Below are 14,309 nucleotides of genomic sequence, written 5' to 3' on the forward strand. Positions count from 1 at the left end.
CGAGTAATAAATGAATATACATCTAGTTCACCGTTAGTTGTTGTTGGTGATAAGCGCCAAAGTCGTCAACGTACTCAATGTTGATCTCATCGCCTTTTTTCAACGCAATACTGTTTTTAACTTGGAACTGCTGATGAGGCTTGATGACAGAAAGTAATTTATTTTTTAACACTCGATCCTGTGATTCTTTAGCCGATAGAATCAAACGATGAACGGCAAAATAGTAAGGCGTTGGGTTGTTAATATTAATCACTTTTCCCTCATCATCCATATTAACTTCCATTTTAGACTCAGCATTCTCTCGATCTTTTTGTAAAGAACGAGGACGATAAATAAGTTTTATTTTTGTCTGCATAGCAAATTGCAACTGATTACTCTGCGCTAAATTAGGCGGTAACTCTTGCAAATAAAACCAAAAAAGTGACTCTTGATCGCCGGGCAACGGAAATCCAGTCTTCATCACTCGAATACTTTGACGGCCTTTGCCATCAACCGTAAATAGAGAGGGCGTATTAACAAAAGTGCTGTTTGACAACAAAGGATCTTCTGATTCAATCCAGCTCTGTCCGCCATACCGTTTATCATTACTGTTACTCACCACTAAAGTTTGCCCTTGGCTCTGCTCGGAATAAATCACTCGGGTCGTATTTAAACTAAAAGCGGCATAGCTCGATGTAGAAAATAGAGCGCTCACTAAAACAAAGAGCACTATATTCAATGGTTGTTGCTTTGCTTTGAAACATTTGGATATTACGTTTGTTTTCATCTTATTTAACTCTATAAATGGATATAATTGAATGCCTGAGACTAACGGTAAAAATTAGTTACAGACAGCGCACACTGTTTAGATAACGGATCTGTTGCGACTGGTTGATATTGGATTGTGGATCGATAGAAAATGACCCTCGGCACTGTTCGGTATCGAATCGAATCTCTCTATTTATCATCTGAGTATCCAATACCGTCACCATCACTTCGCCATTAAGACCTACAGCAAACGTTTTTCCTTCCACATTGATCACAGTACCTAATGGCAAAGGGTGATCACTTTGATCGATCAACCGAAGAACGGCTCTTGAAACATAATGTGCATCAAAATCAACCAAGTTCATTGCGCCACGAATAGGAAGTCGAGTCGCCACCATCTGGCCTATTTCTAAGTTATTCGTGAGAGTTGAGCTATCAACGGTGATCTGATTTTGCTCATAAGGTTGGATATGGCTCAATAATACATAGCCTTCAGCGTTGGTTTTGTGTCCATTAACGATAACATCAGGCTGGTCACCCACTTTGGCAATAATATAGTTATCAGAACGCTCTGATCCAAAAACAACCCCATCATTAAATAGCGCAACAGCCCCGGTTAAATTGCCACTTACCGTACTTTTCCCTTGGCTATTGAGATCCGCATGAAGGCTATAATTAGCTCGTTGCTGATCGGCTGAAAGGGTCGCTCTTAAGTAGTCAGGCTGGCCTTCTGCCATCGTTGTACCTAATGAGTAGGTATAATTTTCAAATGAGCCATTCTGTCCCACTTCAAGGGTGTCACCATTTTGATTATGAGTGTAAGTGCTATAAGCGTTATGCGTACCACTACCAAAAGAGAGCGGGAAATTAAGGGTTAACAGCACTGAATGATCATCTTTACTGGCACTATAGTCCGTATAATTACCAGATACGCTATAATTAATCCCACCAATATAACCACTAAATCCCGCAGAATAAGTAAGCTGATGGCGCTCTTGATTAAGGTAATCGTTATTTCTCGAATCAGAATAACTTGAACTGTTACTTAGGTTATTACCTAAATTGTTACTTAGATAATGACCTGAACGATAATTATCTTGAGCCAAATTAAGATAAAAATTCACGCCATAAAAATCATAGTTAGCATTAATCTCAAAACGGCTCTTATTTAATGACGGCTCTGAAAAATCATCATCTTGTTCAGCACGATTAATTCCCTGGCTAAAAGTGAAATACTGTGGAGATAAATTGATGTAACTCGATAATTGAAGATGAAAGCCAGAATCAAACTGCTGTGAATAGCTCGCTGAGATTCGATCACCATGATAGCTCTGATCGTTAAAGTCTTGGCTATTTGCTTGTTGATAATCGATACCTAATGCCCCCCACTCTCCCATATCAACAGCAACTCCAACCGCAAAACCGGCATAGATATCAGATAATGTCATGCCTCCACGAACAGTATAACGATCAATGCCATACCCTAATTCTGTATAGAAAAAGGGATGGTCAAAATGGGATTGATCTTGGCGATAGAGTCCACCCGTCACTTCATACTGCCAAGTATCGTCACTTAATAACGAGGCGGTATCGCTCACGGTATAGGGATATCCTTTTTTTGTTCCATCCGCTGAAATCACCTCTAACCAGATTTGATTATTTGATAAACGAGGAAGGTCATCGATAATAAATGCCCCAGCGGCAACCTGTTTGGTATAAATCAGATAATGACCTTGATAGATATTTACCGTTGAGTTGCTATCTGCGACACCATGAATCAAAGGCGAATAATACTGTTTATAACGGGGCAATATTTCACTGTCACTACGAAATGAAAAGCCTAAATAAGGAATGGAGTCAATCATTTCACCTTGGGTTAATGATTCACCAATCACGACTTCACCTGCGACATCAATAATCGGTTTTGCCGCATAAGCTTGTTGAAATTCAAAATCACTTTGTAATAAATCTGTATCAGAGAAATTAGCTCGAATACGCCAATCACTTAAATTGATCCCTAAATCTGAATAAAAAGGCAAAACAAGATCATTAGATACCTGCTCACTGTATCTAGCAGAGAGTGAGTAATTAATAAACGCGCTATTGATACCGGAACTAAATTGACGCTGTTCAAAATCAATTTGTTGATCATTTTTTAAGTATTTGTTAGGAATAGAGACCGACAGCGCTAAATTAGCAGGATCATATTTTACCTTGCCATTTAATTGCTTAAAAAACTCATTACATGTTGAATTAAGCAATTTATTTTCAGCTCGATAGTTTAGATTAATCCCTAAAAATTCTTTCTGCTTAAGACTAAAACAAGGAATATGTTCTCCCGTGCTATCTGTCACAATCATTACGCTCAAATAACCTAATGCTTTATGATTAAAGAATACATTTAGATGCTGTTTACCAAGTGGTAATTGGTGATATTCTTCTAATAACTGATCAACATTTGACGATAAATTTTGCTCACCTTGAATAAAAGCCGTATTAAAATCAGCGCCAAAAACTGGAGAAATAGCAAATAAAGTAACAATAAAAATAGAAAAGCGCACAACATCACCATTTGTAGATTAATAACAAAAGGCTTCCTTGCCTATACCTAAAATAATTGGAGTTGCTAGTAGGCGGCAAGCGAGTGAAGCCCCATGAGTATAGAGGTTCTATATAATTGGGGTGAACGAGCGACGCCAACAACCTAGCAGCTTCAAGTATGAGGGGTATATAAGTTAACGCTTATAAGTAAACAATTTGATAAGTTGCATTACTTTTAACTGAACCTGCAAATGTCTGCACTTCTGTCGCAAAAAAGTTGGCTTTCATTTGAATGGCCTGAGATTCAAAGTCAAAGTTGGTATCCGCAGGCACTAATCCCTTATTTAAGACTTGAGTATCATCATCAAATAACACCTGAACCCCTACATGAGTCGTCGCAATATCATCAGAACTCAATACATCATCAAAACCACTCACACCCTGACCCACTAGATTAATTGACGCGGTATTAGCCAAACAACTTGTCGGATCCACTGCTGCGACGGCAAACTTCACATCACTAACCGTTGGTTTGCCGACTTGGTTATTAAAATCGGTTGTAGATACGATGCCTAAATCAACAAAACCTACTTCTGCCCCATCAACCACAATTTTTGTATCGCATGTCGTATTGGTAATCATGCCATTAAAATTAACAACCCCGCTATTCCCCGCACCATAGCTTGCTGATGACAATAAAATAGAACAGATTGCTACCATTTGTTTCGTTCGGTTTATCACATCTTCATTTTTCATAATTAATCTCACTGTGGTTTAAAATAAACTGGTATATATTTCATCTTTATAAAAAGAGAGAATTAAAATGTCATTAATAAATAACGTTCAAAAGAGAAATCAACAACGAGAAATTACAATTAAATAACGAGCAAAACAATAACAAATGTGAGAAGTGATCAAATGATGACCTAACGAGTATATTTATTGCCTAACAGAAAGATAACCACCTTATAATGAAAGATAAAAACAATTAAATAACAATAACTTAATAGTTAAAACCCCATCAGTGAAAATAATTCAAAAAGTAAAATAGAAATTAGCAATCCATGAACTTCTTATTAGGAATAATCAAAATAAAAATTGTATTATTTGCTCAATGAAAAAAACTTAATTAACAAGTCAGTGCTTCCATTAATATTATCTGATTAATACTCTCATTAAAAAATGTAGAGTTACGTTATTAACTAATTTCATCAACACCAATATTAAATATCATTATTAAAAGTAAAAAACATTATAAATAAGGTTCTAATAAAATGAGTAAAGTAATTAATAAAAAAACCGTTATCGCAATTGCCTTAGCATCTATCACATCAGCAGCAATGGCTCCTGCTGCTTTTGCCGGAAATAGCTACATGGGTGGTGGTGTCGGTTATTCAGATTTTGAAGATGCCTGCTCAAATAGCAAGACAAAAGATGCCGGTGGCTGTGATGATGAAGATCTCGGTTATAACCTATTTGTTGGTTATCAATTTAATGATTACTTTGCGATTGAAGGGGGTTACTTCGACCTTGGTAAAGCAGAAGTGAACAACGATAAATTTAGAACTCATGGCGGTACATTATCTGCAATTAGCCGCCTACCTTTAGGTGAACGTTTCTCCTTATTTGGTGAATTAGGCGCTTATGGTTATCACGCTGAAACTAACAATCGTACCGATAATGGTATTTCTCCAATGGCTGGTGCGGGTATTACTTATAAAATGAGTAATAGCTTTGATCTACAAGCACGATACCGTCGAACAGAGCAGATCGGACGTGATCGCAATACTGGCATGAATGATAATAATTATATGGGATTAGAATTAGTCTATCATATTGGTCGCTCACCAATTGTTCCTATTGCAGCCGTTGTTGTAGAAGAAGTCATCCCGGTTGTCGAGCCAGAGCCTGTTGTTGAAGCCATAGTGGAACCAGTGATGCCAGTATATGTCACTAAAACGGCTCAAGATAATGAAACCGTACTGTTTGGTTTTGATTCAGCAAACTTAGATTATCAAGCAAAATCAACACTGGATGAAGCGATTCGATTCGTTAATCAATATGAAAATAGCTCAATCAATTTATTGGCAAGAACTGATACCCAAGGTCATTCCGATTACAATCAAAAACTCTCTGAACGTCGCGCAATGGCAGTTAAGCAATACTTAGTCAGTAATGGTGTGAGTATTGAAAAAATCAGTGATACTGCGATTGGAGAAGATGGCATGGTTAACCATAACAAAACATCTCGCGCGAATGATCGTCGTGTCGAGTTAACGTTAACGGGTAACTACCAAGTCGAAGTGACCGCTAAAGCAAACTAATTTCCCCTTAAAACCGACGTGAAGTTGCTGTCAATGCAGCAACTTCAATTATTTATTCTTGATAACAACAAAAATATTTTCTTGTTACTTAAATTCAACCACTAAAAACGATCCGTTCGGCGATAATAATTTAAACTGTCCATCGATGAAGGAACCGCCGTGACTAACTCTTTCCGATCTTGACTAAGAAAGAACTCCACATCATATTCAGTATTGCTATAAACTTTGCTCTCTTTTCTAAAATGCCAAAAACCGTCATCTTGAATAATTTGGAATATCTTATTTTTATAAATAATTTGAGAGCCACTAAGTTGGTAGTCAAAAGTGACAATATAGTGGAAGGTTTTTAAGCTATTATCTTTCATGGTATAAGTAATCGTACTTTCAAAGAAACCTTGCTGATCTTCAAAGCTAATTAAACGAAACTCATCACTTGAATTAAAACGACGATCAACTTTAGTACTCTCTTTAATCACCGTTTTATAACCATACCAAGAGGTAAATTTTAATGGATTGTGATAACTAGAATAGAGTGTGAAAACCATCACGATAATAGAAACAACCAATAACAAACCGACAGTCCATTGAATAACTAAATTTAGTTTTTTATTCATAAAACCGCCTGATATTTTTCTTTTAGTTTAACTAACGCTTGTTGATAATCATCAATCCCACCCTTAATATCAATGGTAAGAGGATGATTCTCTGGTGTAATAAAGACCATCACCAAAGAGTTATCAGCTTGATAAATATTAAGCTCTGCTTGTTTGGTTACCTTTCCTTGCGCTTGACTATATCCTGATAAATATTGTTGTGTTAATTGATACAACGCAGTAAAGCGCGCTTTGGTCAGTGTTTCTCCCCTTGCTTTCACCATTAATTCAGTCAAGCCATTCGGATTATTCAAATAAAGGGGTTGCTCATTCTCAACCGAATAAATCGTATAGTTACTATTATGTTTCATCGTTATTAATGTACTGATTAACAGCAATGAAAGAGAGAATAAAGCAGTAACTGATATGATTATTCCCTTTCTCTTTTTCAAGTCCTTATCTTCAGAACCAAGTACTTTTGCTATTAAGGGAGTGACCTTTTCTTGTTTCTGGTTATTATCATTTGTTAAACACTGGCTTTCATCTTTTATATATTCAAGGACATTTAGCTCTTGAGGATCGGTTATTTTTAATCCAATCTCATTTAATGACGCTTTTAACGGTTCACGATCAGAGTGACTACGCTCTTTTCTTGGGACATCAATGACAGCATCCATTAAGTTTTCAGCTTCACAATGATCTAATGACTGTAACGGCTTAATCACGATATCTTTAGAATAAACTTCAAAGATATACCCTTTTTTTCTGACCGTTTTTATAAAGAGCTCATTATCTTCACTCCCTGAAGTGATAGACTTAAAGTGCGATCTCAACTTCGACATAATATTTAATATTGATTGCTCGGTCACAATCTGATTTGGCCAAATCATATCAAGCAGTTGGTCTTTAGTCAGCAGTTCAAAAGGGTGTTGTAAAAGATAATGCAGTACTTCTGACTCTTTCGGCGTTAACTCTATTGAGCTGCTAATTTGCCCCTTATCTTGACTATGGTATTCAAGTAAGTTTTTACTGACCGTAAATGTCCATTGTTTAAAGCAAATAATCATATACATCCTATAGGGAGTGCTTTTTAAGTTATTAGAATCGAAAATATCCATATCCCTCTGCTTACTTGAAATTGCTTACAGCCGACTAGCAACGCCAATGACTTGGGATATAACTGATTAGTTTATTGATTTGTACTACATATTTAATTAATTAGGATCACATTTATCAAAACTTTAACTATTTTTAATTATTACCAAAGAAAGCGGGCAAATTATCAGCAGTTAAACAAATATCGTGATCAAACTCTTGCAAAGCAGTGCAACATAACAGATAATTCACCCCGCTCTTAAAGAGCAAATCTATGGAGGCTCCATTGGTCCTCCCGCAACACTATCTTGTGTAATTGGTCAGATCCGGAAGGAAGCAGCCAGCGCTTGGGACGTGTGTGCCGGGATGTGGCTGGTGTGAGCCTCCACCCAATTCTACTGCTAGAAAATTCCCCCATCTCATCTGTTTTTTCCTTTATTATCAAATAACCGTCACTAAAATTTATTTTATCTTACTGTTTATTTAGTTATTTACTCTTTATCCGACTCAACACGTTGATTATCTCTCAACATAAAATGAACTAAACGGTTTCGTTTAAGTCTTACTTATTGTTAAATTTATATTGATAGCCACACCTAAATCGTTGACGTTACTAATCGGCTAAAAATTGAAGCCAACAACCTAGCAACTTCAAGTAAGAAGGGGATATACCCAAAGTAATTGGAGTGGCTAGTAGGCGGCAAGTGAATGAGGCCTCATGAGTATAGGTGTACTATATGATTGGGGCGAATGAGCGTAGCCAACAACCTAGCAACTTCAAGTAAGAAGGGTATAAAAGGAGAATACATAATGATGGAAAGTAATAAAGAAAATAAATTGGCACTCTGTTTACTATTTTTAAGATTATCGATAGCAGTAGTATTCAGCGCTTGGGCTGTAGATAAAATCTTATACCCCGAACACACGATTGCTGTATTTAATGCGTTTTATAATTTAGCGCCAACAACATCGATATCCATAATACTAGGTTATAGCCAGTTAACTTTGGTTGCATTATTTCTTATTGGTTATAAAAAAGGAATTATCTACCTTATTCCATTGTTAGCTCATACAACATCAACGTTAGCTTCATTTCCTAAATATATGGATCCATTTAATAACTTACTTTTTTTCACGGCCTGGCCAATGTTAGCCGCATGCGTTACTTTATATTTAATGCGGGATTACGATTGTTTATTCACCTTAAAGCAATCAAAGAGTGTCATTCAATCAAAAGTCGCTTAAATACTCTATACATAAAATAATTAAACTTGCTAGTCGTCGGCAAGTGAGAGAAGCCCCATGAGTATAGGCATTTTATATGATTGGGGCTAATCAACAATACCAACAATTTCAAGTCAGAAATAGATATCCCCGACAGCTTAAACTCAATTACCGGTCAAAAATCACCCGACACTCCCCTTCAATAATTATGTTAAAAAAATCCAGAACAAAAAGTATGAAATATAGCGCGCAAAACAAAATAAACGATAATTAAAAACAAAAAATTAACAATTTATTTTATCCATACTCTTGTTTTTAAAAAGAGTATTGAGATTTATAACGATTCTTTTAGGTAAAATAACAAAGATTATTTTGAATAAGTAATAAATAAAAAAGTCAAACTGACATAAATACCTCTTAATTAGTAATATGCACTCTAGCTCATTGAATTAAAAATAATTAAATACAGTAATAATCAAAAGTCCAATATTAAAAAATAACTTCCCAGTTTTGACTACCCATATCTAATGATCTAGATCAATCAATATTTAAATTATTAAATATTACTATGCAAAAATATGAACTTCTACAAGTTCAATGCCGACATTCCTGTCAAAATACCACTAAAGGATTACTCATAATATATAACAATCTGATTGGTAGGGATAATAATGATTAAAGACTTAATTTTTGACTGGAAGAAGGTAACTTCTAGTCTTTTAATGGTTCTCGCTTTAGCGGGATGTAACGGTGGTGGGTCGGATTCTGATAGCCCTTCAACTAACCCTCAAGATGATGAACCTATCGTTCAACCTAATGATGGCTTAAACCTTGATTTAACAGAAATTAAATATACGGATAACAAACCAGCAGTGACGGTTCTTGCCGTTGATGAAAATGGTCAAACAATTACTGGTCTTACTAATTTGCAAGTAAAACCGTACCAACTTCATCCTCAAGGGGAAAAAGGAGTGGGTGAAAGTGCTTATTGGGAACAAGTTTATTTATCTTCAAGTTGTGAAGAGCAATCAGATGGTTATTACCAATGCTCATTTGGTGATTACTATGATTATAGTGGTAATTATCAACCATCAAATATTGACAGAACTTTAACTCAACGATTCAATGTTGTTGGTGGCCATATCAATACACCTGAAGGTGATTATATTCCACGCCAAGAAGCAGTATTCGACTTTGATGGTAATGGAAATGCTCCTGAGTATACTCTGGATGTTGTTAAGCATGAAACTTGTACTAACTGTCACAATGAAGATAACCCATTAACTGAGCGCCATGGTAGTTACTTTGAAGCTGAAACCTGTATTAGTTGTCACAATGATGTCAAGTTAGGGACTAAACGTACTGAGTTTAACCACCTTGTTCATTCCATTCATAATACGACTGCCTCTTTTGAAGATAAAAATGCTCGTTTATATGATGGTGAAGCCGCTGAACACCTCATTCAAAATAACTGTCAATCCTGTCATGTTGATGATGATCAGTTAACTGAGTCTGATAACTGGAAAACAGTTCCAACTAAAGAGGTTTGTTCTGGTTGTCATTTAGATGGCTACGAAGATGATAAATCTATCGTCTATCAAGAACAGTTCCAGCATATTACTGATAAAGAAAATGCTGTATGTTCAAGCTGTCATACGCCTGAAAGCATTTACGATAATCATATGAATAAGCATGATGCGACAAAGATTGCGACTGATTCATTGAAGATGCATGTAACGAGTGAAGTTGTTGAGGGTACAACCTCTGAAAATCTCGCTATCCGCTTTGAGATTTCATTGACGGATCAATATGGTTCGGTAAATGCTCAAAACATTGCTAATCAATTAAATATGATTGAAATTATTACTAACCTAGATCCTAATGCCACTGTTTTAAGCTATTACGCAAAAGAGAAGTTTGTTCAGAAAGCAGTTGATACTGTAGGTGAAGGTTATGTGAAAGATGTTGTTGCCGTCTATGGCCTAGACCAAAAACTAACCGATGATAACTTTGCTAATGGTAATATTACTTACACGACGTCTGACTTAGATCTTGAAAGCAATACTGCAATTTCAATCATTGGTCTACGTGTTTGTAATGATTCAGATGGGTATTTAACTTCTTGTGATATGGATTCTCAGCTTATCTCTATTGATGGTGCTGAAATTTATACGGCTCAATCAGGTATTACGCCTGAAAAAAGAATCACAGGTGTGACATCTGAAGGTTGTATTAACTGTCACAATGATACTTTCCAAATCCATAATAGCAGTATTGATACTCACCACGCTGGATTCATTTTCAATGAAGATATGGACGTGACTGCTTGTGCTGCCTGTCATAACTCTCATGGTACTTACGCGAATAACGGTCAAGGTGCATTTGAACGTAAATTACATTTGAGACATAAAAATGAGTTTGTTGTTAGTGAGTGTTCACAATGCCATGAACGTATTGCGGAAGAGTCATTTGAACTTAAAGGTCCAATTAATACTTTCTTCACAGGTCCTGTGCTTGATGACGCTGGTGAGATTGTCATTGACCCAGAAACAAATGAGCCAGAAATGGAAATGAAGTCTGGCAAATACTCTACACCAATCGCAGCAACCTGTACTTCATGCCATGATTTAACAAAACAGTTAGATCCTGCACTTGGTGGCGGTTCACTTGAAGATCATATGAACAGTGCTAAAGCGAAAATCAACTTAGATTTTGCTGAAGTTGCTGAATACATGGAATCTGAATCTGAAACCTGCTTTAGCTGTCACTCCCCTGACGTAGAAAACCATACTCTAATTAATAACTAAAAAAGAGCCTAATCAAAGGAGGGGAAACCCTCCTTTTGCTCGTATAAAGGAAAGCAACGTAATGAGTAAATTTCGTTTTCTTCTCTCTTCTTTTTTAACTTGCTTTATGTTGTTGCTCTCATTAAATAGTTTTGCAACGGAAATAAAAGCGCAAGACAGTGTTTGGGCTGATATGCCTCAACATGAATTTGAAACCATATTGGATGAAAAATTTGCCAAAGGTAGTTATTCAAAAAAAGGCGCTGACAACTGCTTAGCTTGTCACCGTAAGAATAAAAAAGTCATGGCGATATTTAAGGCTCCCCATGGTCAAACTGAAAATGCTGAAAGCCCAATGGCAGGATTACAATGTGAATCATGTCACGGCCCAATGGGGAATCATAAGCGACGCGGTAAAGAGCCGATGATCACCTTTAACCCTAAATCACCACTTTCAACAGAAAAACAGAACAGTGTTTGTCTCTCATGTCATCAGGACGAAGAGCGAATGGCTTGGCACGCATCTACCCATAACCTAGAAGAGGTTGCTTGTGCGGATTGTCATGTTGTTCATGCCAGCCATGACCCTATCTTAGATAAAAAGCTAGAGGTTGAAACCTGTACGAGTTGTCATAGTGAAGAGAAAGCCGATATGCATAAACGCTCTTCTCATCCATTAGCGTTTGGCGATATGACCTGTACCGATTGTCACAACCCACATGACTCAATGAGTGAAGCTTCTCTTAAAGCATTTACGATTAATGAAACCTGTGTCGATTGTCATGCTGAGAAACGTGGCCCATTCCTTTCAGAACATGCTCCTGTGGTTGATAACTGTGCCAATTGTCATGCCCCTCACGGTAGTGTCAATGAAGATTTACTGATCCGTAAACCGCCACAACTATGTCAAGAGTGTCATAAACAACACCAGCCAGTTAACGGTACGCCAAATGTCTTCTTATCAGGTGAAAGTTGCCTTAATTGTCATAGCGAAATTCACGGTTCAAACCATTTGAATGTTCCTGGTGAACCTGCATTCAATCGATAATCCAAGGAGGGATTAATGAGATTACAACTAAATTTAATCACATTTGCTATGCTCAGTTTCTCATCCGTGACGATGGCAAATTACAACTTAGCCGACGCGAATTTATCAAAGGTCAACACCGATAAATGGAAATGTAAACGCTGTAAAGTTGAAACAGGGCTACAAGGTGAAGTCGGTGTTAGCGGTGGATTAGTGAGCACCACTGATGATTACGCGGCGAACCAATTCAATGGTAATACCGACGGTGGTGTTTATGCAGTAGATGGCGACCTACTCTACCGTCAAAAATCGGGGCATTACGCCAAACTTGAGATGGATAGTCTGGGTTCAGGCAATGGTGCAGTTACAGCAAAAATCACTGAAGATCACGGTATCGCTGTTACTGCTGGATATAAAAAGCTCTCAACATGGAGCAACGATAATGCTGAGAGCAGTTATAGCTTAGAAGATGATACGTTTGCCAATCGTGGGGACAATCAGAGCCAAGATATTAAATTAACCCGTGAAAAAGTTTTTTTTAATATTGAAAGTAAAGTCTCGATCTTTGATACCTTTGTAAACCTCAAACAAGAGCAGAAGAACGGGACTCAAACCAGCTCTTATTGGGGAGGAGTTTCAGATACTGTCAATGTCATTACTCCTGTCGATTCAACCACCAGCTCAGTCGAAACAGGAATTGCTTATTCAGAGAAAAACTGGCATCTAGGCGCCAGTTATATCTATTCAGAGTTTGAGCAAAATCTCCCTCAAGCACTTTACTTAAACGGTGGCGGTAATAGCAAATCGACCGCGCCTGACAACCACGCCTCTCATGTCGTGGTTAATGGTAACTATCGCTGGGATGCGACGGTGGTTTCAGCAAAAGCCAGTTTTGGTCGTTTAATTCAAGATCAAGATCTTCTCTCTAATGCCAATGCGCAAAGCTTTGATGGTGAAGTCAATACCACGGATTTAGCGGTTCGTCTAAGTACGAGATTAACCAATAAATTAAGAGTAACCGGCAAATATAACTTTAATGATCGTGACAATGACTCCACCGTAAAAGGTGTTGATCCTGATGCGAGCTATCAACGTTATAACCAACGTCGCTCAACCGCAGAGATTGACGCCTACTATCGTTTTAACTCTGACTATCGCTTAAAGGGTCAGTATCGCTATCAACACACCGATAGAGATGACCAAGACCGAGATGTAACAGAAGAGAACAGCGGAGAGGTTTCACTGCGAATTACTGCCATTGATGATCTAAAAATCACCCCTAAAGTCGGTTACCAATACCGTGGTGGCTCTGACTACCACTCTGGTGGTGACAATATTGAACAGTATTACCTTGCTGATAGAGAGCGTTACTTCGCTGCCCTTGATCTTGGTTATCAACTGACTGACACCGTGACTACCGATCTATCTGGTAAATATAACCGCGATAATTACGACAATGTGAAATACGGTCTACAGCACAATACCGATTACCGTTATGACTTAACCATCAACTGGCTACCCAAAGAGACTTTAACGGTTTATTCGATGGTCGGTCAGCAATGGATCAAAGCAGAAGAGAGTACTTCTCCCGCTTCACAAGATATTGACACCGATATTAAAGATGACTTTATCTTTGCCACCGTTGGAGTAAAGCAAAGTGAATTACTCAATAAGAAACTGACGATTGGTGCGGATTACTCTTATGCTCACTCATCGAGTAAAACCGACTTTGCACTCTCTGCTTACGATGATTACGACCATTACGATGCTTATAGTCATAACTTAACGCTTTATGGCGAATATCAGTTCACTGCAAAGCTGACAATGCGATTTGATTATCAATACGAAAATTACGATGACAGCAACGATAGTCACTCTGATGCGCCGGGATTAATCGAAATCGAGAATTTGGATCACGATTATGATGCTCATTTTGTGTTGTTAGGTCTGAGCTATAAATTATAAATGCATA

At 37.3% G+C, this 14,309-nt stretch carries 10 protein-coding genes and 1 other RNA gene; 6 read left to right on the forward strand and 5 right to left on the reverse strand.

Features of this window, described 5'->3' with window-relative positions; translation table 11 throughout:
• Positions 1-22: 22 nt before the first annotated feature.
• The 3 genes from L0B53_RS16985 to L0B53_RS16995 all read right to left on the reverse strand — a co-directional run bounded on the left by L0B53_RS16985 (position 23) and on the right by L0B53_RS16995 (position 4,044).
• Positions 23-766, reverse strand: coding sequence for a molecular chaperone (locus L0B53_RS16985; protein WP_235060776.1), 744 nt, complete (start codon positions 764-766; stop codon positions 23-25).
• A 58-nt stretch (positions 767-824) separates the two neighbouring features.
• Positions 825-3,308 carry a fimbria/pilus outer membrane usher protein gene (locus tag L0B53_RS16990; RefSeq protein WP_235060777.1) on the reverse strand — a complete coding sequence of 828 codons (2,484 nt, stop codon included), beginning with the start codon at positions 3,306-3,308 and terminating at the stop codon, positions 825-827.
• 181 nt (positions 3,309-3,489) lie between these two features.
• Positions 3,490-4,044 carry a fimbrial protein gene (locus L0B53_RS16995; protein WP_235060778.1) on the reverse strand — a complete coding sequence of 185 codons (555 nt, stop codon included), beginning with the start codon at positions 4,042-4,044 and terminating at the stop codon, positions 3,490-3,492.
• Positions 4,045-4,562: 518 nt separating this feature from the next.
• Here L0B53_RS16995 and L0B53_RS17000 point away from each other — a divergent pair.
• Positions 4,563-5,612, forward strand: a complete 1,050-nt coding sequence (locus L0B53_RS17000; RefSeq protein ID WP_235060779.1) for an outer membrane beta-barrel protein — start codon at positions 4,563-4,565, stop codon at positions 5,610-5,612.
• A gap of 101 nt (positions 5,613-5,713) precedes the next feature.
• On the opposite strand, the gene L0B53_RS17005 is transcribed toward L0B53_RS17000, so the two are convergent.
• The gene (locus tag L0B53_RS17005) at positions 5,714-6,226 is read right to left on the reverse strand and encodes a hypothetical protein (RefSeq protein WP_235060780.1); all 513 of its coding nucleotides are present in this window, start codon (positions 6,224-6,226) and stop codon (positions 5,714-5,716) included.
• Positions 6,223-7,272, reverse strand: coding sequence for a winged helix-turn-helix domain-containing protein (locus L0B53_RS17010; protein WP_235060781.1), 1,050 nt, complete (start codon positions 7,270-7,272; stop codon positions 6,223-6,225). Before L0B53_RS17010 ends, L0B53_RS17005 begins: the two co-directional genes overlap by 4 nt.
• Before the next feature lie 312 nt (positions 7,273-7,584).
• Between L0B53_RS17010 and ffs the strand changes: the two genes are divergently transcribed.
• The 5 genes from ffs (at position 7,585) to L0B53_RS17035 (ending at position 14,302) form a co-directional block, all read left to right on the forward strand.
• Positions 7,585-7,681: signal recognition particle sRNA small type (ffs, locus tag L0B53_RS17015), an RNA gene on the forward strand.
• Positions 7,682-8,110: 429 nt separating this feature from the next.
• Positions 8,111-8,545, forward strand: a complete 435-nt coding sequence (locus L0B53_RS17020) for a hypothetical protein (protein ID WP_235060782.1) — start codon at positions 8,111-8,113, stop codon at positions 8,543-8,545.
• Positions 8,546-9,195: 650 nt separating this feature from the next.
• Entirely contained in the window at positions 9,196-11,331 is a 2,136-nt protein-coding gene (locus L0B53_RS17025) for a multiheme c-type cytochrome (protein ID WP_235060783.1), read from the forward strand.
• 61 nt (positions 11,332-11,392) lie between these two features.
• Complete coding sequence (locus L0B53_RS17030; RefSeq protein ID WP_311197304.1) at positions 11,393-12,358, forward strand: DmsE family decaheme c-type cytochrome; 966 nt, start codon at positions 11,393-11,395, stop codon at positions 12,356-12,358.
• Positions 12,359-12,373: 15 nt separating this feature from the next.
• Positions 12,374-14,302 carry an MtrB/PioB family decaheme-associated outer membrane protein gene (locus L0B53_RS17035; RefSeq protein WP_235060784.1) on the forward strand — a complete coding sequence of 643 codons (1,929 nt, stop codon included), beginning with the start codon at positions 12,374-12,376 and terminating at the stop codon, positions 14,300-14,302.
• The last annotated feature ends 7 nt before the right edge of the window (positions 14,303-14,309 follow it).

It is taken from the genome of Vibrio sp. SS-MA-C1-2, from assembly GCF_021513135.1.
In the GTDB taxonomy this organism is placed as follows: Bacteria; Pseudomonadota; Gammaproteobacteria; order Enterobacterales; family Vibrionaceae.